The following is a 20,495-nucleotide window of genomic DNA, read 5'->3' on the forward strand; positions in this document are numbered from 1 at the left end:
CAATGATAATTAAAATCTAGTTTTAAAACGTGTGGGAATTACAGGAGGAAGTAATATGTCAGATAAATATTATAGATCTGCGTATATGAATGTAGATTTAAACGCTGTTGCATCAAATTTCAAAGTATTCAGTACATTGCATCCAAATAAAACAGTGATGGCTGTCGTTAAAGCCAATGCCTATGGACTAGGTAGTGTTAAAGTAGCACGTCATTTAATGGAAAATGGTGCCACATTTTTTGCTGTAGCAACGTTAGATGAAGCGATAGAACTTAGAATGCATGGGATTACTGCTAAAATTTTAGTCTTAGGTGTGTTACCAGCTAAAGATATTGATAAAGCGATACAACACCGAGTTGCCTTAACGGTTCCGTCTAAACAGTGGTTGAAAGAAGCAATTAAAAACATTTCTGGTGAGCAAGAGAAAAAGTTATGGTTGCATATTAAATTAGATACAGGAATGGGACGTTTAGGTATTAAAGATACTAAAACGTATCAAGAAGTGATTGAAATCATTCAACAATATGAGCAACTTGTATTTGAAGGCGTGTTTACACACTTTGCCTGTGCTGACGAACCAGGAGATATGACAACTGAACAATATCACCGTTTTAAAGATATGGTCAATGAAGCAATTAAACCTGAATATATACATTGTCAGAACTCAGCAGGTTCTCTATTAATGGATTGCCAATTCTGTAATGCAATAAGACCAGGAATTTCCCTTTATGGATATTATCCATCAGAGTATGTACAGCAAAAAGTTAAAGTACACCTTAAACCAAGTGTGCAATTAATTGCTAATGTAGTTCAAACAAAGACGCTACAAGCGGGTGAGTCTGTAAGTTATGGTGCAACTTATACAGCTACTGATCCAACAACAATAGCATTGTTACCTATTGGATATGCAGATGGCTATTTACGCATTATGCAAGGTAGCTTTGTAAATGTAAATGGTCATCAATGCGAAGTTATTGGTCGCGTATGTATGGATCAGACAATTGTAAAAGTGCCAGATCAAGTTAAAGCTGGAGATTCGGTGATTTTAATAGATAATCATAGAGAAAGTCCACAGTCGGTAGAGGTGGCAGCTGAAAAGCAACATACTATTAATTATGAAGTGCTTTGTAACTTGTCGAGACGTTTGCCGCGAATCTATCATGATGGTGATCAACGTTTTGTAACAAATGAATTGTTAAAATAATATGGTCAGTGCATATAAAATTTGTTATCATTAGAGTAATTAAAGGTCATTTAATAACTTTTGGAATCAATTGGAGGTTCTCATATGTTATCTTTTAGTCAAAATAGAAGTCATAGCTTAGAACAATCTTTAAAAGAAGGATATTCACAAATGGCTGATTTAAATCTCTCCCTAGCGAACGAAGCTTTTCCGATAGAGTGTGAAGCATGCGATTGCAACGAAACATATTTATCTTCTAATTCAACGAATGAATGATTAGACGAGGAGATGTTTATTTAGCAGATTTATCACCAGTACAGGGATCTGAACAAGGGGGAGTCAGACCTGTAGTCATAATTCAAAATGATACTGGTAATAAATATAGTCCTACAGTTATTGTTGCGGCAATAACTGGTAGGATTAACAAAGCGAAAATACCGACACATGTAGAGATTGAAAAGAAAAAGTATAAATTGGATAAAGACTCAGTTATATTATTAGAGCAAATTCGTACACTTGATAAAAAACGATTGAAAGAAAAACTGACATACTTATCCGATGATAAAATGAAAGAAGTAGATAATGCACTAATGATTAGTTTAGGGCTGAATGCAGTAGTTCATCAGAAAAATTAGGCGTCTATTATATGTATTTTTCAGAGATAAATAAAATATTGATATAAAAGACAATAACTTTATAATAATTATAACTATTTCTAAATTCTGTACGAAGAAATTTCTTATAAACAAAGATTTTAGCAAATACCAGTTATGATATTCATATTTTTTATTATAAAAGGATGTCTTAAGTTTTTTAGGCTTTAGGTATTCCATCCTAAAGTTTTTTTTAGCTTAAAAGTATCATCTACAGCAAAATTGCAAACGACAAAATTGATAAGTGCAATTAAATAAATGTTAGTAAGTGAATCATAATTATCCTTGCTTAAGCATTTGCTTTGTAAGGGAAGTGAGGAGGCAACTAATCGTGGAAGAATTTAAGCAACATTATAAGGGTTTAATTGATGAAAGTTTAACGTGCCAAGATAAAGTAGAATTGATAAAAAAGTGTGAGAAATACACTGACGAAGTGATTCGTAAGGACGTCTTGCCTGAAGACATTGTCGATATTCACAAAAACTATATATTGACGTTAAACTTAACGCGTGAAGATGTGTTCAAGACATTAGATGTCTTACAAGAAATCGTTAAAGGCTTTGGTTATAGTTATCGAGATTATCAAAGATTGGTAGATAAACTTCAAGTTCACGATAAAGAGATAGACTTAGCTTCTAGCTTACAACAAACAATGCTTAAAACAGATATTCCACAATTTGATAGTATTCAAATTGGCGTTATTTCAGTGGCGGCACAAAAAGTAAGTGGAGATTATTTTAATTTAATTGACCATAACGATGGCACAATGAGCTTTGCTGTTGCAGATGTCATTGGAAAAGGTATACCAGCTGCTTTAGCAATGAGTATGATAAAGTTTGGCATGGATTCTTATGGACACTCACAATTACCGAGTGATGGCTTAAAACGTTTAAATCGTGTTGTTGAAAAGAATATTAATCAAAATATGTTCGTCACAATGTTTTATGGTTTATATGAAGAAATGAACCATTTATTATATTGTAGTTCAGCTGGTCATGAGCCTGGATATATTTATCGCGCTGAAAAAGAAGAGTTTGAAGAAATTTCAGTTAGAGGTAGAGTGTTAGGAATCAGTTCACAAACACGATATCAACAACAAGAAATTCCAATATACCTTGATGATTTAATTATCATTTTAACGGATGGTGTGACTGAAGCTAGAAATAGTGAAGGTACCTTTATAGATAAACAAAAACTTTTAGAATATATTAAAAAACATAAACATATGCACCCACAAGATATTGTTCAAATTATCTATGAAGCAATTTTAAAACTTCAAAACCCAAATAAAAAAGATGATATGACTATTTTGATTATAAAAAGAGTAAATTAATTTAAAAAAGAAGATTAGAAATTATTTCGATGGGTATATAATAATTTGAAATATAAATATGGTGGATACAGCGCTTAAAATGAAGATAAATATTTTTAATAAGTAGGAGTGTAATGAAATGAATCTTAATATAGAAACAACCACTCAAGATAAATTTTACGAAGTTAAAGTCGGTGGAGAATTAGATGTTTATACTGTGCCTGAATTAGAAGAGGTTTTAACACCTATGAGACAAGATGGAACTCGTGATATTTATGTTAATTTAGAAAATGTGAGTTATATGGATTCGACAGGTTTAGGTTTATTCGTAGGTACATTAAAAGCATTAAACCAAAATGATAAAGAGCTATACATTTTAGGTGTGTCAGATCGTATCGGTAGACTATTTGAAATTACTGGTCTTAAGGATTTAATGCATGTTAATGAAGGAACGGAGGTCGAATAACATGCAATCTAAAGAAGATTTTATCGAAATGCGCGTGCCAGCATCGGCAGAGTATGTAAGTTTAATTCGTTTAACACTTTCTGGCGTTTTTTCGAGAGCTGGTGCTACATATGATGATATTGAAGATGCCAAGATTGCAGTTAGTGAAGCTGTGACAAATGCAGTTAAACATGCATACAAAGAAAAAAACAATGTGGGCATTATTAACATATATTTTGAAATTTTAGAAGATAAAATTAAAATTGTTATTTCTGATAAAGGTGACAGTTTTGATTATGAAACAACTAAATCAAAAATAGGTCCTTACGATAAAGATGAAAATATAGACTTTTTACGTGAAGGTGGCCTAGGTTTATTTTTAATCGAATCTTTAATGGATGAAGTGACAGTATATAAAGAATCTGGTGTGACAATCAGTATGACTAAGTATATAAAAAAAGAGCAGGTGCGAAATAATGGCGAAAGAGTCGAAATCAGCTAATGAAGTTTCACCTGAGCAAATTAACCAATGGATTAAAGAACACCAAGAAAATAAGAATACAGATGCACAAGATAAGTTAGTTAAACATTACCAAAAACTAATTGAGTCATTGGCATATAAATATTCTAAAGGACAATCACATCACGAAGATTTAGTTCAAGTTGGTATGGTTGGTTTAATAGGTGCCATAAATAGATTCGATATGTCCTTTGAACGGAAGTTTGAAGCCTTTTTAGTACCTACTGTAATCGGTGAAATCAAAAGATATCTACGAGATAAAACTTGGAGTGTACATGTTCCGAGACGTATTAAAGAAATTGGACCAAGAATCAAAAAAGTGAGCGATGAACTAACCGCTGAATTAGAGCGTTCACCTTCTATCAGTGAAATAGCTGATCGATTAGAAGTTTCAGAAGAAGAAGTGTTAGAAGCAATGGAAATGGGACAAAGTTATAATGCGTTAAGTGTTGACCATTCCATTGAAGCTGATAAAGATGGTTCAACTGTTACGCTATTAGATATTATGGGACAACAAGATGACCATTATGACTTAACTGAAAAACGTATGATTTTAGAAAAAATATTACCTATATTATCTGATCGCGAACGAGAAATCATACAATGTACGTTTATTGAGGGTTTGAGTCAAAAAGAGACAGGTGAGCGTATCGGTTTAAGTCAAATGCATGTTTCCAGACTTCAAAGAACGGCAATTAAGAAATTACAAGAAGCAGCACATAAATAGAATTTGCTTATTAATAATGCGTTTTATAATGAAAAATCCATATAATTATCCCTTGATTATTAAATTGAAATCGAGGGATATTTTTAATTTAATTAAGATTTTCGAATTAATACATTATTAACGTAGTTTAATGTGTATCCACATAAATGTCGCGATATAGTATTAATAATTTAAGTGAAGAAGATATCTAATTGTCAGTTTAATTAAGTGGATTGCTATTAGAATAAAAAAAGTAGGTTTAGATTATGAAATTTAGGAAATGATGGTGTGTCATTTTCAATAATCTTAGTGCGTTTTAAGATATAGTATGACCTAATAATTCGTTTTTAAAGTTTTGGAAGTTAAAATTGCATTAAGTATCATACCTTAATAGAAGTATTTTAGAATATGTTAAAATAAATGAGTAAATTTAAGAAAAAGTGTGGGTTAAGTAAATGGACAATCAATTGATTAATTCAATCATAGAGAAATATCAATTTAGTAAAAAACAAATTGAAGCAGTGTTAACACTGCTTGAAGAAAAAAATACAGTACCATTTATTGCGAGGTATCGAAAAGAGCAAACTGGTGGACTAGATGAAGTTCAAATAAAGCAAATTGATGACGAATACCAATATATGGTCAATTTACAAAAACGTAAAGAAGAAGTTATCAAAAATATAGAACAGCAAGGATTACTTACTGAGGAATTAAAGAAAGATATTTTAAAACAGAACAAATTACAACGTGTTGAAGACCTATATAGACCTTTTAAACAAAAGAAAAAGACTAGGGCGACTGAGGCGAAACGTAAAGGATTAGAACCATTAGCGATATGGATGAAGGCACGTAAACATGAAGTATCAATTGAAGAAAAAGCACAACAATTTATAAATGAAGAAGTGCAATCGGTTGAAAATGCTATCAGAGGTGCGCAAGATATTATTGCTGAACAAATTTCAGATAATCCTAAATATAGAACAAAAATTTTAAAAGATATGTATCATCAAGGTGTGTTAACTACATCTAAAAAGAAAAATGCTGAAGATGAAAAAGGTATTTTTGAAATGTACTATGCATATAGTGAGCCAATTAAACGCATTGCTAATCATAGAGTTTTAGCTGTGAATCGTGGCGAAAAAGAGAAAGTATTATCTGTAAAGTTTGAATTCGATACGACAGCAGTAGAGGACTTCATTGCACGTCAAGAAATCAATCATAATAATGTAAATCGCAGTTATATTTTAGAGGCGATTAAAGATAGCTTGAAACGCTTAATTGTCCCTTCGATAGAGCGTGAAATCCATGCTGATTTAACTGAAAAAGCTGAAAATCATGCAATAGATGTTTTTAGTGAAAACTTAAGAAATCTATTACTGCAACCTCCAATGAAAGGTAAACAAATATTAGGCGTAGATCCTGCATTTAGAACAGGTTGTAAATTAGCAGTCATTAACCCATTTGGTACTTTTATAGCAAAAGGTGTGATTTATCCGCATCCACCAGTTGCTAAAAAAGAAGCAGCAGAGAAGGATTTTGTACAAATGATTAAAGCGTATGATGTGCAATTAATTGCAATTGGCAATGGTACAGCAAGTCGTGAAACAGAACAATTTGTTGCAGATTTAATTAAAAAGCATCAGTTGCCAGTACAATTCATCATTGTCAATGAAGCGGGCGCCTCAGTATACTCAGCATCAGAAATTGCTAGAGATGAATTTCCTGATTTTCAAGTGGAAGAAAGAAGTGCCGTATCAATTGGACGACGCGTTCAAGATCCATTAAGTGAATTAGTTAAAATCGATCCTAAATCTATTGGTGTTGGACAATACCAGCATGATGTTAATCAAAAAGCACTAGAAAATGCATTAACTTTCGTTGTTGAAACAGCAGTTAACCAAGTAGGTGTTGATGTCAATACAGCATCATCATCATTATTACAATATGTGTCTGGTCTAAGTTCGCAAATTGCTAAAAATATAATTGCATATAGAGAAGAAAATGGCGCAATAAAGCATAATAAAGAGTTAAGCAAGATTAAGCGTTTGGGTGCTAAAACTTTTGAGCAGAGTATAGGATTTTTAAGAATAGTAGACGGGTCAGAGCCATTGGATAATACATCGATTCATCCCGAAAGCTATAAAGTAACGTATCAGTTATTAGATAAACTCGGATTTGGTGGTAATGATTTAGGTAGTGATGCATTAAAAGCTAAATTAAATTCATTGGATATGGATGAACTGGCGATTGAATTACAAGTCGGTGTACCTACATTAGAGGATATTATTAAATCCTTGAAAGCACCTAATCGAGATCCAAGGGACGAGTTTGAAACACCAATCCTTAAATCCGATGTGCTATCAATTGAAGATTTAAAAGAAGGAATGAAATTGAGTGGCACAGTTAGAAATGTAGTAGATTTTGGAGCATTTGTAGATATAGGTGTTAAACAAGATGGACTTGTCCATGTTTCGAAACTTTCTAAGAAATTTGTTAAAAACCCAATGGATATTGTCAGTGTTGGTGATATCGTAGACGTTTGGATTCATAGTATTGATAAAAATAAAGACAAAGTATCATTAACAATGATTGATCCACATGAATAACGAAATACTTCAGCGAATGGTCGAGAACCTTTCGGAAGAAAAATTTGGACGTACCTTTCAACATCGTGCATATTTTAATAAAAGGTTACGTACAACAGGCGGACGTTATCTTTTAAAGTCTCATGATATTGAAATTAATCCAAAACAATATGAGCATTATGGAGAAGATGCTGTTGTAAAAATTATACTGCATGAACTGTGTCATTATCACTTGCATATTGCTGGTAAAGGTTATCAACATAAAGATCAAGATTTTAAACGATTGAGCCAACAGGTTGGAGCGCCTAGATTTTGTAACAGCATTGAAAGCTATCAACAACGGGCAAATTATGAATATTATTGCACTAAATGTCATGCAAAATATATACGTATCCGTAAAGTTGATACGAATCGTATGCGTTGCGGACATTGCAATGGAAAATTAAGAATGAAAAGACAATTGAAATAAGTACAATACAAATAGAGCTAATTCATGTATATGTAAGATTATTTATGAGTTGTATGGAATTTATATAGAATTTATCAGTGAGTTATTTTGATTGGTAAACATAGTAATTGAATAAGAAGAAATTGTGTTTATAAAATGTTTAAAGCCGAGATTGTCGTAATTTAATACTTCGCAATCGCGGCTTTTCTACTTTTAATATAGGTAATGGCATAAATTGTGACTTGATAGGATGAAATTAAATAGATTAGATTAAAAATCTTGGCGTATTTTAGTAATGAATTATATATAAACTTTACCCAATTAAAGCTTTAAAGTGGCACAAAAGATAATTATACATTTTTAATGACATTTTGATTGAATTTATCTATTGACTGTACAGCTTATAGTTAGTATGATTAAACACGTTCCTTAAAAAAGAACAAATTAAATAAACTTTGATTTGAAAGACAGTCAATTCTAAATTTAATTTATAAAATATGTTGACAATAAGTTCTTAATGTTTTATTATGAATAACGTTGTGTTAACAACTGATAACACAAATTAATTTAATGTAAAAAAACGATTAAAAGTTATTGACAAATATTTTTAATCATAATATAATAAATAACGTTCTGAAAAACGAAGATGTTTTAAATGCCTATATCCGCGGTCGTGGCGGAATGGCAGACGCGCTAGGTTGAGGGCCTAGTGGGAGAAATCCCGTGGAGGTTCAAGTCCTCTCGGCCGCATCAAAATTCTTAATTAAATAAGCGGGTGTAGTTTAATGGCAAAACCTCAGCCTTCCAAGCTGATGTTGTGGGTTCGATTCCCATCACCCGCTCCATAAATAATTTTAATGAACATTGAAAACTGAATGACAATATGTCAACGTTAATTCCAAAAAACGTAACTATAAGTTACAACATTATTTAGTATTTATGAGCTAATCAAACATCATAATTTTTATGGAGAGTTTGATCCTGGCTCAGGATGAACGCTGGCGGCGTGCCTAATACATGCAAGTCGAGCGAACGGACGAGAAGCTTGCTTCTCTGATGTTAGCGGCGGACGGGTGAGTAACACGTGGATAACCTACCTATAAGACTGGGATAACTTCGGGAAACCGGAGCTAATACCGGATAATATTTTGAACCGCATGGTTCAAAAGTGAAAGACGGTCTTGCTGTCACTTATAGATGGATCCGCGCTGCATTAGCTAGTTGGTAAGGTAACGGCTTACCAAGGCAACGATGCATAGCCGACCTGAGAGGGTGATCGGCCACACTGGAACTGAGACACGGTCCAGACTCCTACGGGAGGCAGCAGTAGGGAATCTTCCGCAATGGGCGAAAGCCTGACGGAGCAACGCCGCGTGAGTGATGAAGGTCTTCGGATCGTAAAACTCTGTTATTAGGGAAGAACATATGTGTAAGTAACTGTGCACATCTTGACGGTACCTAATCAGAAAGCCACGGCTAACTACGTGCCAGCAGCCGCGGTAATACGTAGGTGGCAAGCGTTATCCGGAATTATTGGGCGTAAAGCGCGCGTAGGCGGTTTTTTAAGTCTGATGTGAAAGCCCACGGCTCAACCGTGGAGGGTCATTGGAAACTGGAAAACTTGAGTGCAGAAGAGGAAAGTGGAATTCCATGTGTAGCGGTGAAATGCGCAGAGATATGGAGGAACACCAGTGGCGAAGGCGACTTTCTGGTCTGTAACTGACGCTGATGTGCGAAAGCGTGGGGATCAAACAGGATTAGATACCCTGGTAGTCCACGCCGTAAACGATGAGTGCTAAGTGTTAGGGGGTTTCCGCCCCTTAGTGCTGCAGCTAACGCATTAAGCACTCCGCCTGGGGAGTACGACCGCAAGGTTGAAACTCAAAGGAATTGACGGGGACCCGCACAAGCGGTGGAGCATGTGGTTTAATTCGAAGCAACGCGAAGAACCTTACCAAATCTTGACATCCTTTGACAACTCTAGAGATAGAGCCTTCCCCTTCGGGGGACAAAGTGACAGGTGGTGCATGGTTGTCGTCAGCTCGTGTCGTGAGATGTTGGGTTAAGTCCCGCAACGAGCGCAACCCTTAAGCTTAGTTGCCATCATTAAGTTGGGCACTCTAAGTTGACTGCCGGTGACAAACCGGAGGAAGGTGGGGATGACGTCAAATCATCATGCCCCTTATGATTTGGGCTACACACGTGCTACAATGGACAATACAAAGGGCAGCGAAACCGCGAGGTCAAGCAAATCCCATAAAGTTGTTCTCAGTTCGGATTGTAGTCTGCAACTCGACTACATGAAGCTGGAATCGCTAGTAATCGTAGATCAGCATGCTACGGTGAATACGTTCCCGGGTCTTGTACACACCGCCCGTCACACCACGAGAGTTTGTAACACCCGAAGCCGGTGGAGTAACCTTTTAGGAGCTAGCCGTCGAAGGTGGGACAAATGATTGGGGTGAAGTCGTAACAAGGTAGCCGTATCGGAAGGTGCGGCTGGATCACCTCCTTTCTAAGGATATATTCGGAACATCTTCTTCAGAAGATGCGGAATAACGTGACATATTGTATTCAGTTTTGAATGTTTATTTAACATTCAAATATTTTTTGGTTAAAGCGATATTGCTTGTGATAATAAAGCAGTATGCGAGCGCTTGACTAAAAAGAAATTGTACATTGAAAACTAGATAAGTAAGTAAAATATAGATTTTACCAAGCAAAACCGAGTGAATAAAGAGTTTTAAACAAGCTTGAATTCATAAGAAATAATCGCTAGTGTTCGAAAGAACACTCACAAGATTAATAACGCGTTTAAATCTTTTTATAAAAGAACGTAACTTCATGTTAACGTTTGACTTATAAAAATGGTGGAAACATAGATTAAGTTATTAAGGGCGCACGGTGGATGCCTTGGCACTAGAAGCCGATGAAGGACGTTACTAACGACGATATGCTTTGGGGAGCTGTAAGTAAGCTTTGATCCAGAGATTTCCGAATGGGGAAACCCAGCATGAGTTATGTCATGTTATCGATATGTGAATACATAGCATATCAGAAGGCACACCCGGAGAACTGAAACATCTTAGTACCCGGAGGAAGAGAAAGAAAATTCGATTCCCTTAGTAGCGGCGAGCGAAACGGGAAGAGCCCAAACCAACAAGCTTGCTTGTTGGGGTTGTAGGACACTCTATACGGAGTTACAAAGGACGACATTAGACGAATCATCTGGAAAGATGAATCAAAGAAGGTAATAATCCTGTAGTCGAAAATGTTGTCTCTCTTGAGTGGATCCTGAGTACGACGGAGCACGTGAAATTCCGTCGGAATCTGGGAGGACCATCTCCTAAGGCTAAATACTCTCTAGTGACCGATAGTGAACCAGTACCGTGAGGGAAAGGTGAAAAGCACCCCGGAAGGGGAGTGAAATAGAACCTGAAACCGTGTGCTTACAAGTAGTCAGAGCCCGTTAATGGGTGATGGCGTGCCTTTTGTAGAATGAACCGGCGAGTTACGATTTGATGCAAGGTTAAGCAGTAAATGTGGAGCCGTAGCGAAAGCGAGTCTGAATAGGGCGTTTAGTATTTGGTCGTAGACCCGAAACCAGGTGATCTACCCTTGGTCAGGTTGAAGTTCAGGTAACACTGAATGGAGGACCGAACCGACTTACGTTGAAAAGTGAGCGGATGAACTGAGGGTAGCGGAGAAATTCCAATCGAACCTGGAGATAGCTGGTTCTCTCCGAAATAGCTTTAGGGCTAGCCTCAAGTGATGATTATTGGAGGTAGAGCACTGTTTGGACGAGGGGCCCCTCTCGGGTTACCGAATTCAGACAAACTCCGAATGCCAATTAATTTAACTTGGGAGTCAGAACATGGGTGATAAGGTCCGTGTTCGAAAGGGAAACAGCCCAGACCACCAGCTAAGGTCCCAAAATATATGTTAAGTGGAAAAGGATGTGGCGTTGCCCAGACAACTAGGATGTTGGCTTAGAAGCAGCCATCATTTAAAGAGTGCGTAATAGCTCACTAGTCGAGTGACACTGCGCCGAAAATGTACCGGGGCTAAACATATTACCGAAGCTGTGGATTGTCCTTTGGACAATGGTAGGAGAGCGTTCTAAGGGCGTTGAAGCATGATCGTAAGGACATGTGGAGCGCTTAGAAGTGAGAATGCCGGTGTGAGTAGCGAAAGACGGGTGAGAATCCCGTCCACCGATTGACTAAGGTTTCCAGAGGAAGGCTCGTCCGCTCTGGGTTAGTCGGGTCCTAAGCTGAGGCCGACAGGCGTAGGCGATGGATAACAGGTTGATATTCCTGTACCACCTATAATCGTTTTAATCGATGGGGGGACGCAGTAGGATAGGCGAAGCGTGCGATTGGATTGCACGTCTAAGCAGTAAGGCTGAGTATTAGGCAAATCCGGTACTCATTAAGGCTGAGCTGTGATGGGGAGAAGACATTGTGTCTTCGAGTCGTTGATTTCACACTGCCGAGAAAAGCCTCTAGATAGAAAATAGGTGCCCGTACCGCAAACCGACACAGGTAGTCAAGATGAGAATTCTAAGGTGAGCGAGCGAACTCTCGTTAAGGAACTCGGCAAAATGACCCCGTAACTTCGGGAGAAGGGGTGCTCTTTAGGGTTAACGCCCAGAAGAGCCGCAGTGAATAGGCCCAAGCGACTGTTTATCAAAAACACAGGTCTCTGCTAAACCGTAAGGTGATGTATAGGGGCTGACGCCTGCCCGGTGCTGGAAGGTTAAGAGGAGTGGTTAGCTTCTGCGAAGCTACGAATCGAAGCCCCAGTAAACGGCGGCCGTAACTATAACGGTCCTAAGGTAGCGAAATTCCTTGTCGGGTAAGTTCCGACCCGCACGAAAGGCGTAACGATTTGGGCACTGTCTCAACGAGAGACTCGGTGAAATCATAGTACCTGTGAAGATGCAGGTTACCCGCGACAGGACGGAAAGACCCCGTGGAGCTTTACTGTAGCCTGATATTGAAATTCGGCACAGCTTGTACAGGATAGGTAGGAGCCTTTGAAACGTGAGCGCTAGCTTACGTGGAGGCGCTGGTGGGATACTACCCTAGCTGTGTTGGCTTTCTAACCCGCACCACTTATCGTGGTGGGAGACAGTGTCAGGCGGGCAGTTTGACTGGGGCGGTCGCCTCCTAAAAGGTAACGGAGGCGCTCAAAGGTTCCCTCAGAATGGTTGGAAATCATTCATAGAGTGTAAAGGCATAAGGGAGCTTGACTGCGAGACCTACAAGTCGAGCAGGGTCGAAAGACGGACTTAGTGATCCGGTGGTTCCGCATGGAAGGGCCATCGCTCAACGGATAAAAGCTACCCCGGGGATAACAGGCTTATCTCCCCCAAGAGTTCACATCGACGGGGAGGTTTGGCACCTCGATGTCGGCTCATCGCATCCTGGGGCTGTAGTCGGTCCCAAGGGTTGGGCTGTTCGCCCATTAAAGCGGTACGCGAGCTGGGTTCAGAACGTCGTGAGACAGTTCGGTCCCTATCCGTCGTGGGCGTAGGAAATTTGAGAGGAGCTGTCCTTAGTACGAGAGGACCGGGATGGACATACCTCTGGTGTACCAGTTGTCGTGCCAACGGCATAGCTGGGTAGCTATGTGTGGACGGGATAAGTGCTGAAAGCATCTAAGCATGAAGCCCCCCTCAAGATGAGATTTCCCAACTTCGGTTATAAGATCCCTCAAAGATGATGAGGTTAATAGGTTCGAGGTGGAAGCATGGTGACATGTGGAGCTGACGAATACTAATCGATCGAAGACTTAATCAAAATAAATGTTTTGCGAAGCAAAATCACTTTTACTTACTATCTAGTTTTGAATGTATAATCTACATTCATATGTCTGGTGACTATAGCAAGGAGGTCACACCTGTTCCCATGCCGAACACAGAAGTTAAGCTCCTTAGCGTCGATGGTAGTCGAACTTACGTTCCGCTAGAGTAGAACGTTGCCAGGCAAGTTGAGACCGCAAGGTCTCTTTTTTTATGTCTAAAACGTCAAAATAAAAGTTAACACAAAGAAAAATGGCTTGGCGAAGTGAAAACGTTTGAATCTGACGAAACGAGAAAAGAGCGCAACGAGTTTAGTAGAGCTAAATGAGTAAGCGAGAGCCGAAGGAGAGGAAAGAAGCAAGCGATTGTCACAAGTCAAGAAAGGTTTTTAGCGACGATGGTAGCCAACTTACGTTCCGCTAGAGTAGAACGTTGCCAGGCAAGTTGAGACTATAAGGATTTTTTAATACTAAATATACATGTAAGAATGAATGGTTGAAAGGAGAACGGATTTGAAAATATTTATTGGTACGATGTTAACTTTTTTATTTGTATGCTCATTGATTGTGTGTGGATTTTTTGCTTATAAAATATATTTTCCTACAGATGCTGAAAATAAGTCAGAAATCCCGAATCATATGCAAGAAAACAAACATGAAAAAGAAAACACGCATAATATTAATAATAATGGTAGTGAAGCTAATGAGAATTTTAATAATAATAAGAATCGTATAGAAAATATTGAAGATAAACAAAAAGCATATGCTTTGATGAGTATACCACGACATAATTTACCAGAAAGTGAGAAGGCTATTTATGACAAAGTAATTTCAACTGCCATTCAAAATATAAATAATGGGGTGGGGAATGAAGAAGACTTTAGGCTCAAAGAAATATACGATGGTATACAAAGCGTGCAACCTCAATAATGTAAAGCATAATAAAAAGCAGTCATAAGATGATTTCAATTAGAAATCAATTTATGACTGCTTTTCTTAATATGTGTTAAATTAACAATGAATATAACATCTTATTTTCATTAATATAAATATTGGAAGGATCGAAATGATTTACACGTTGTTTGAGTTGTATTAAATCATCATGATCTTTAAGTTGAATACCAATAATGACAGTACCTGTATTTTGAGAAGATTTTTTTAAGTATTCAAATTTAGTAATATCGTCTTGAGGTCCTAATACGTCATTTACAAATTCTCTCAATGCACCTGGACGTTGAGGGAAATTTAAGATAAAGTAATGCTTCATTTCTTCATATAGTAATGAACGTTCTTCAATTTCTTTCATTCGATTAATATCATTATTACCACCACTAATGACACAAACCACTGTTTTACCTTTAATATGATCTTTATAGTTTTCAAGCGCACTTACACTTAAAGCGCCAGCGGGTTCTGCTACTATTGCTTGTTTTGAATACATATCCAAAATTGTTGAACATACAGCACCTTCATCTACTTGTACGTAGTTATCTACATTTTTTTTGGCAATTTCAAAAGTAATATCGCCAACTCTGGCTACAGAAGCTCCATCGACAAATTTATCGATATTAGGTAATGTGATAACTTGATTATTTACGACAACAGATTCGTACATACTACTAGCACCTGAAGGTTCAACTCCGATAATTTTTGTGTTGGGAGAATAGGATTTAAAATAGGTACTAATACCTGAAATTAAACCACCACCACCAATTGCGGCAAATAGATAATCAAAGTTAACATTGTCAGACTTTGCTTGTTCTAGCATTTCTTTAGCAAGCGTACCTTGTCCAGAAATTGTATGAACATTATTGAATGGATCTATAAAGTTCATTTGATGTTCACTTGTATAAGTTAAAGCTTCAGCTAAACAGTGATCAAATGTATCACCAGTTAGTACAACTTCAACGTTACTATTTCCAAAGAATTTTACTTGATTTACCTTTTGTAAAGGTGTAGTGACTGGCATAAAGATAACAGCGTTTAAATTAAGTTTTTTAGCTGTATAGGCAACACCTTGAGCATGATTACCTGCACTCGCACATGTAATACCTTTACTTTTAGCTTCATCTGATAAAACAGAAATAGCATTGTAAGCACCTCTTAATTTAAAAGAACGTACCCATTGTAAATCTTCTCGTTTTAAATAAACTTTACAATCATACTTTTGAGATAAGTAATGGTCTAATTGTAAAGGTGTTTCTTTGACAATATCTTTAAGTCTTAAAAATGCTTCATCGATATCTTTCGTAGAAACTGTTGTTTTGACTGTCATAATATTCAACTCCCTTAAAGTGATTTTTCATATTTTTCTATTAATGATTCATATTGTAGGGTGATTGCAATGTCATCTAAGCCATTTACAAGTTTATTCTTCCAAGTTTCATCAATTTCAAAATGGAAACTCTTGTCTGGTGATGACACAGTTTGATTTGGTAAATCGACCTCAATTTCAACATATTTAGCAAGATGTTCACGTGCATTTTTTTCTAAAACAATTGGTAACATTGCATTTTTTGTACAATTCATATAAAAAATGTCACTGAAACTTCCTGCAATTATAATATGAAAGCCATAGTCCTTAAGTGCCCAAGCTGCATGTTCACGACTTGAACCACATCCAAAATTATCTCCAGTAATTAATATGGATGCACCTTTATATTGAGGCTTATTTGGATTGAAATCAGGATTATCTGAACCATCAGGTAAGTACCGCCATTCATCAAAAGCAAATGGACCAAAGCCACTTTTTGAAATACGCTTTAAGTGTACTTTAGGAATGATTTGGTCTGTATCGATATTGTCGTTGAAAAGAGGGACTATTTTACCTTTATATGTTGTAATAGGTTTGATTGCTGCCATTTAAACAACCACCTTTCTTACGTCCACAAATTTACCATGAATAGCTGCTGCTGCTGCCATAGCAGGGGATACTAAATGTGTTCTTGCACCTTTGCCTTGTCGTCCTTCAAAGTTTCGATTACTTGTAGATGCACAATGTACGCCCTCAGGTACTTGGTCAGGATTCATGCCTAAACACATTGAACATCCTGGCTCACGCCATTCAAATCCTGCATTTTTAAAGATAGTATCTAGACCTAATTTTTCAGCTTCTTTTTTTACTGTACGAGAACCTGGTACGACGATAGCTGTAATATTTGGGTGAACTTTATTTCCTTTAACAATATGACTAGCTTCAATCAAATCTGATAGTCTAGCATTTGTACATGAACCGAGGAAAACATACCCTAAGTCGATATCTTCAGCTTTTTGTCCTGGCTCTAACCCCATATAATCATACGCACGTTGATCGTTGATATCATTGATTTCAGGGAATGGTTCACTGAAATTAACACCCATTTCAGGATTAGTTCCCCATGTCACTTGTGGTTCTAATGTTGAAACATCAAGTTCAATTACACGATCAAATATCGCGTCGTCATTAGAATATAGCTCACGCCACTTATCAACTGATTTAGCGAAGTTATCGGCAAATGGTCGACCTTTAACATATTCAAATGTTATATCATCAGGTTGGATTATGCCGTATTTGGCACCACCTTCGATAGCCATGTTACAAATAGTCATTCGACCGTCCATTGAAAGGTTTTTAATTGTTTCACCAGTAAATTCCAAAGCATAGCCTGTACCAAAATCAACACCATACGTTTTAATTAAATGCAGAATAATGTCCTTAGCATAGACGCCTGTTGGTAAGGTGCCATTAATATCGATTTTTAAGTTTTTGGGTTTTGTTTGCCATAGCGTTTGAGTTGCGAAAACATGTTCAACTTCACTTGTTCCAATTCCAAATGCAATAGCACCAAATGCTCCATGTGTTGCTGTGTGAGAGTCACCACAAACGATTGTTTTGCCAGGCTGTGTAAGTCCTGTCTCAGGTCCCACCATGTGAACAATACCTTGTTCATCAGAACCCATATCAAAAATATGCACCCCAAAATCTATGGCGTTTTTTTGTAATGTTGTGATTTGTTTGTTTGCAATTTCATCTTTAATATTGAAAATATCAATAGTAGGAACATTGTGATCGAGTGTTGCAAATGTTAAATCTGGGCGTCTTAATTTTCTGTTTTGAAGCCTAAGTCCTTCAAATGCTTGAGGAGAAGTAACTTCATGTATAAGGTGTAAATCAATGTATAATAGTTGCGGTTCGCCTAATTTTCCGTATAACACATGTCTGTTCCACACCTTGTCAAATAATGTTTGACCCATTTACATCTCCCCCTTAGTGATTCAATTTTTGAGATAGAATTTCGAAAATATCAGTAGTATTCAGTTTGCCGCCTAAATCTGCTGTCGTTTGCCCATGTTCTATCATGTTATAAATATGTTGTTCTAATTCATCTGCAGCATCTGGTTGATTTAAGCTTTCACGTAAACACATCGCTAAAGATAGAATCATTCCAAATGGATTGGCAACGTTTTTACCTGCAATATCTGGTGCTGATCCATGAATAGGCTCATACAATCTTGGACCATCGTTACTAAAACTAGCAGAAGGTGATAAACCAAGTGAACCAGGAATCACTGAAGCTTCATCACTTAAAATATCGCCAAATAAGTTTTCGCAAACGATGACGTCAAATTGTTTTGGATTTGTGATTAAATGCATACTACAAGCATCAACAAGTAAGTGATTCACTGTTACTTCTGGATATAATTGACTCACTTCATTTACGACTTTGCGCCACAATTTACTAGAAGCTAATACATTTTCTTTATCAACTGATGTTAGTTTTCCTCGTCTTGAAGCGGCCAATTTAAATGCTACGTGAACAATGCGTTCTATTTCTTCTCTTGTATAAGTAAGAGAATCTAAGGCCTCGTGATTATTAAAATATCTAGGTTCTCCAAAATAAATACCACTTGTCAATTCACGGACTATAACTAAATCTGTGCCTTCAACGCGTTCTGCCTTTAAAGGTGATAAAGAACTAGCGCCTTTGACAACGGTAGTGGGACGTATATTTGCAAATAAATTTAATGATTTACGTAATTTTAATAATCCTTGTTCTGGTCGATTGTTAGGATCTGTCCATTTAGGTCCACCGATTGCACCCAGTAAAATAGCATCTGCTCTTTTACACGCATTTAAGGTTTTCTCAGTTAAAGGCTCGCCGAATGTATCAAATAGAGCACCACCAAATTCGTGGTGCTCTATTTGATAATTAAAATTATATTTATTACTTATAATTTCAAGCAATGATAGAGATCCGTTCAAAATTTCTGGACCGATTCCATCACCAGGTAGGGCAACAATGTTATAAGTCATAATTAATTACCTACCTTTTCAACATTTTCAGCTGCAAATTTAGCATGTGCTTCTACGTATGCCTTACATGAGGCTTGTAAAATATCATGATCAATACCAAAGCCATTGACAGTCTTACCTTCAATCAATAAATTTACATGTACTTCTGCTTGGGCATCAGTACCTTCAGTGACAGAATTAATACGATAATCAATTAATTCTGTTTCTTTTTGGAAAATACGATCAACTGCATTGTAAATTGCTACGATTGAACCAGTACCAATACTTGAATCCTGGTAAATATGACCCTCTTTATCTTTAATAACAACAACAGCACTTTGAAGGCCGCTAGAGACATATTGTAGTTGCAGTGTTTCCAATTTATAAAGTGCTTGATGCTCATGCTCAGAACCTTGAATAATCGCATGAATATCTCTATCTGAAACAGATTTCTTTTTGTCCGCAATGGCCTTGAATTGTTTAAATAAATCTATTTGCGCTTCTTTATCAATGTCATAACCTAATGCTTTTAACTTCTCTGAGAAGGCGTGTTTACCAGATAATTTTCCTAATGGAAGTTCAGTCGTGCTTACACCAACAAGTTGAGGTGTCATAATTTCATATGTTTCACGATGTTTTAATACGCCATCTTGGTGAATACCTGATTCATGACTAAATGCATTTTGGCCAACAATTGCTTTATTTCTAGGCACTCGAATACCTGCATATCTTGAAATTAAATCCGATGTTTTTTTAGTTTCTTCGAGATTAAGGGCAGTTTGAGCACCATAATGATCATTTCGAACGTATAGTGCAAGCGCGACTTCTTCAAGTGCTGCATTACCTGCTCGTTCACCAATACCATTTACAGTGCCTTCAATTCGTCTCGCACCGCCTTCAATCGCAGCTAAACTATTTGAAACAGCCATTCCTAAATCGTCATGGCAATGAGCACTATAAATAATTTCATTTGAAGATGTTACAGATTCTGTTAAGGTTTTGAAAATATGTGCATATTCATCATGGTAACTGTAGCCGACTGTATCAGGAATATTAATAACTGTAGCTCCAGCGTCAACTGCAGTTTGTACACATTTCACTAAGAATGGTAATTCAGTACGCGTTGCATCTTCAGGTGAAAATTGAACAACATCAAATAATTGTTTCGCGTATGTGACATGTTCTTTAATAGATGCTAAAACGTCTTCTTGAGACATTTTAAGTTTATGTTCAAGATGAATAGGTGATGTTGCTATAAAAACATGCACGACCGGCTTCGCTGCATCTTTTGTTGCTTCATATACAGCATCGATGTCAGATTTTTTACATCTAGCTAAACCACATACAGCCGTTGTTGTTAATGTTTGTGCAATTGCTTGAACAGATTTAAAGCTACCTGTACTTGAAGCAGGAAATCCAGCTTCAATAACATCTACACCCCATTTTTCTAATTGCAATGCAATACGCAAGCGTTCATCAAAAGTAAAATTCACTCCTGGTGTTTGTTCACCGTCTCTTAGTGTCGTATCAAAAATTTGAATATGACTACTCATATTTAACAACTCC

Annotated in this window: 15 protein-coding genes, 2 tRNA genes and 3 rRNA genes; 15 read left to right on the forward strand and 5 right to left on the reverse strand. The window is 36.9% G+C overall.

Annotation, left to right across the window (positions count from 1 at the left end):
* Nucleotides 1-55 precede the first annotated feature (55 nt).
* From alr to NST10_RS13270, 15 genes are all read left to right on the forward strand, one after another.
* Entirely contained in the window at nucleotides 56-1,204 is a 1,149-nt protein-coding gene (gene alr, locus NST10_RS13200; protein WP_001281140.1) for an alanine racemase, read from the forward strand.
* Nucleotides 1,205-1,288: 84 nt separating this feature from the next.
* The gene (mazE, locus tag NST10_RS13205; RefSeq protein ID WP_000948331.1) at nucleotides 1,289-1,459 is read left to right on the forward strand and encodes a type II toxin-antitoxin system antitoxin MazE; all 171 of its coding nucleotides are present in this window, start codon (nucleotides 1,289-1,291) and stop codon (nucleotides 1,457-1,459) included.
* Nucleotides 1,456-1,818 (forward strand): type II toxin-antitoxin system PemK/MazF family toxin, encoded by a 363-nt coding sequence (locus tag NST10_RS13210; protein WP_000621176.1) that lies wholly within the window; start codon nucleotides 1,456-1,458, stop codon nucleotides 1,816-1,818. The genes mazE and NST10_RS13210 overlap by 4 nt, the downstream gene beginning before the upstream one ends.
* A 349-nt stretch (nucleotides 1,819-2,167) precedes the next feature.
* Nucleotides 2,168-3,169, forward strand: coding sequence for a PP2C family protein-serine/threonine phosphatase (locus tag NST10_RS13215; protein WP_000390829.1), 1,002 nt, complete (start codon nucleotides 2,168-2,170; stop codon nucleotides 3,167-3,169).
* A gap of 118 nt (nucleotides 3,170-3,287) precedes the next feature.
* A complete protein-coding gene (locus NST10_RS13220; RefSeq protein WP_001052491.1) occupies nucleotides 3,288-3,614 on the forward strand; it encodes an anti-sigma factor antagonist in 327 nt (108 codons plus the stop codon).
* A gap of 1 nt (nucleotide 3,615) precedes the next feature.
* Nucleotides 3,616-4,095: an anti-sigma B factor RsbW gene (rsbW, locus tag NST10_RS13225; protein ID WP_001190825.1), complete on the forward strand. Its 480-nt coding sequence runs from the start codon at nucleotides 3,616-3,618 to the stop codon at nucleotides 4,093-4,095.
* Entirely contained in the window at nucleotides 4,070-4,840 is a 771-nt protein-coding gene (gene sigB, locus NST10_RS13230) for an RNA polymerase sigma factor SigB (RefSeq protein WP_001041107.1), read from the forward strand. The genes rsbW and sigB overlap by 26 nt, the downstream gene beginning before the upstream one ends.
* 434 nt (nucleotides 4,841-5,274) lie before the next feature.
* Nucleotides 5,275-7,425, forward strand: a complete 2,151-nt coding sequence (locus tag NST10_RS13235; protein WP_339210344.1) for a Tex family protein — start codon at nucleotides 5,275-5,277, stop codon at nucleotides 7,423-7,425.
* The gene (locus NST10_RS13240; RefSeq protein WP_001058376.1) at nucleotides 7,418-7,873 is read left to right on the forward strand and encodes a SprT family protein; all 456 of its coding nucleotides are present in this window, start codon (nucleotides 7,418-7,420) and stop codon (nucleotides 7,871-7,873) included. Before NST10_RS13235 ends, NST10_RS13240 begins: the two co-directional genes overlap by 8 nt.
* Before the next feature lie 646 nt (nucleotides 7,874-8,519).
* Nucleotides 8,520-8,602: transfer RNA gene (locus NST10_RS13245), tRNA-Leu, on the forward strand.
* 21 nt (nucleotides 8,603-8,623) lie between these two features.
* Nucleotides 8,624-8,697 (forward strand) — tRNA-Gly (locus NST10_RS13250).
* 118 nt (nucleotides 8,698-8,815) lie between these two features.
* Nucleotides 8,816-10,367: ribosomal RNA gene (locus NST10_RS13255) — 16S ribosomal RNA — on the forward strand.
* A gap of 366 nt (nucleotides 10,368-10,733) precedes the next feature.
* Nucleotides 10,734-13,656: ribosomal RNA gene (locus NST10_RS13260) — 23S ribosomal RNA — on the forward strand.
* A gap of 72 nt (nucleotides 13,657-13,728) precedes the next feature.
* Nucleotides 13,729-13,843, forward strand: a 5S ribosomal RNA gene (gene rrf / locus NST10_RS13265).
* Together the 16S, 23S and 5S rRNA genes with 2 tRNA genes alongside form the textbook arrangement of a ribosomal RNA operon.
* A 327-nt stretch (nucleotides 13,844-14,170) precedes the next feature.
* Nucleotides 14,171-14,587 carry a hypothetical protein gene (locus NST10_RS13270; protein ID WP_000688536.1) on the forward strand — a complete coding sequence of 139 codons (417 nt, stop codon included), beginning with the start codon at nucleotides 14,171-14,173 and terminating at the stop codon, nucleotides 14,585-14,587.
* A gap of 76 nt (nucleotides 14,588-14,663) precedes the next feature.
* Here the strand turns inward: NST10_RS13270 and ilvA are convergent, their stop codons facing one another.
* From ilvA to NST10_RS13295, 5 genes are read right to left on the reverse strand one after another with little or no spacing between them, the layout of a single operon-like run.
* On the reverse strand, nucleotides 14,664-15,932 hold the full coding sequence (ilvA, locus tag NST10_RS13275; RefSeq protein WP_000216850.1) for a threonine ammonia-lyase IlvA: 1,269 nt from the start codon (nucleotides 15,930-15,932) through the stop codon (nucleotides 14,664-14,666).
* A 14-nt stretch (nucleotides 15,933-15,946) separates the two neighbouring features.
* Nucleotides 15,947-16,519, reverse strand: coding sequence for a 3-isopropylmalate dehydratase small subunit (gene leuD, locus NST10_RS13280; RefSeq protein ID WP_000718949.1), 573 nt, complete (start codon nucleotides 16,517-16,519; stop codon nucleotides 15,947-15,949).
* Entirely contained in the window at nucleotides 16,520-17,890 is a 1,371-nt protein-coding gene (leuC, locus tag NST10_RS13285; protein ID WP_000531832.1) for a 3-isopropylmalate dehydratase large subunit, read from the reverse strand. It abuts the gene before it with no gap.
* A 13-nt stretch (nucleotides 17,891-17,903) separates the two neighbouring features.
* Nucleotides 17,904-18,950: a 3-isopropylmalate dehydrogenase gene (leuB, locus tag NST10_RS13290; protein ID WP_339210349.1), complete on the reverse strand. Its 1,047-nt coding sequence runs from the start codon at nucleotides 18,948-18,950 to the stop codon at nucleotides 17,904-17,906.
* Between the two features lie 2 nt (nucleotides 18,951-18,952).
* Nucleotides 18,953-20,482 (reverse strand): 2-isopropylmalate synthase, encoded by a 1,530-nt coding sequence (locus tag NST10_RS13295; protein WP_000094575.1) that lies wholly within the window; start codon nucleotides 20,480-20,482, stop codon nucleotides 18,953-18,955.
* Between the last annotated feature and the right edge of the window lie 13 nt (nucleotides 20,483-20,495).

It is taken from the genome of Staphylococcus sp. FSL W8-0305 (genome assembly GCF_037966415.1).
In the GTDB taxonomy this organism is placed as follows: domain Bacteria; phylum Bacillota; class Bacilli; order Staphylococcales; family Staphylococcaceae; genus Staphylococcus; species Staphylococcus aureus.

What these genes read in the sequence shown, in the direction of transcription:
- mazE (WP_000948331.1), top strand. Translation starts at nt 1,289, where the DNA reads ATGTTATCTTTTAGTCAAAATAGAAGTCATAGCTTAGAACAATCTTTA.
- NST10_RS13295 (WP_000094575.1), bottom strand. Translation starts at nt 20,482, where the DNA reads ATGAGTAGTCATATTCAAATTTTTGATACGACACTAAGAGACGGTGAA.
- NST10_RS13210 (WP_000621176.1), top strand. Translation starts at nt 1,456, where the DNA reads ATGATTAGACGAGGAGATGTTTATTTAGCAGATTTATCACCAGTACAG.
- NST10_RS13235 (WP_339210344.1), top strand. Translation starts at nt 5,275, where the DNA reads ATGGACAATCAATTGATTAATTCAATCATAGAGAAATATCAATTTAGT.
- NST10_RS13240 (WP_001058376.1), top strand. Translation starts at nt 7,418, where the DNA reads ATGAATAACGAAATACTTCAGCGAATGGTCGAGAACCTTTCGGAAGAA.
- sigB (WP_001041107.1), top strand. Translation starts at nt 4,070, where the DNA reads ATGGCGAAAGAGTCGAAATCAGCTAATGAAGTTTCACCTGAGCAAATT.
- leuC (WP_000531832.1), bottom strand. Translation starts at nt 17,890, where the DNA reads ATGGGTCAAACATTATTTGACAAGGTGTGGAACAGACATGTGTTATAC.
- rsbW (WP_001190825.1), top strand. Translation starts at nt 3,616, where the DNA reads ATGCAATCTAAAGAAGATTTTATCGAAATGCGCGTGCCAGCATCGGCA.
- leuD (WP_000718949.1), bottom strand. Translation starts at nt 16,519, where the DNA reads ATGGCAGCAATCAAACCTATTACAACATATAAAGGTAAAATAGTCCCT.
- ilvA (WP_000216850.1), bottom strand. Translation starts at nt 15,932, where the DNA reads ATGACAGTCAAAACAACAGTTTCTACGAAAGATATCGATGAAGCATTT.
- alr (WP_001281140.1), top strand. Translation starts at nt 56, where the DNA reads ATGTCAGATAAATATTATAGATCTGCGTATATGAATGTAGATTTAAAC.
- leuB (WP_339210349.1), bottom strand. Translation starts at nt 18,950, where the DNA reads ATGACTTATAACATTGTTGCCCTACCTGGTGATGGAATCGGTCCAGAA.
- NST10_RS13220 (WP_001052491.1), top strand. Translation starts at nt 3,288, where the DNA reads ATGAATCTTAATATAGAAACAACCACTCAAGATAAATTTTACGAAGTT.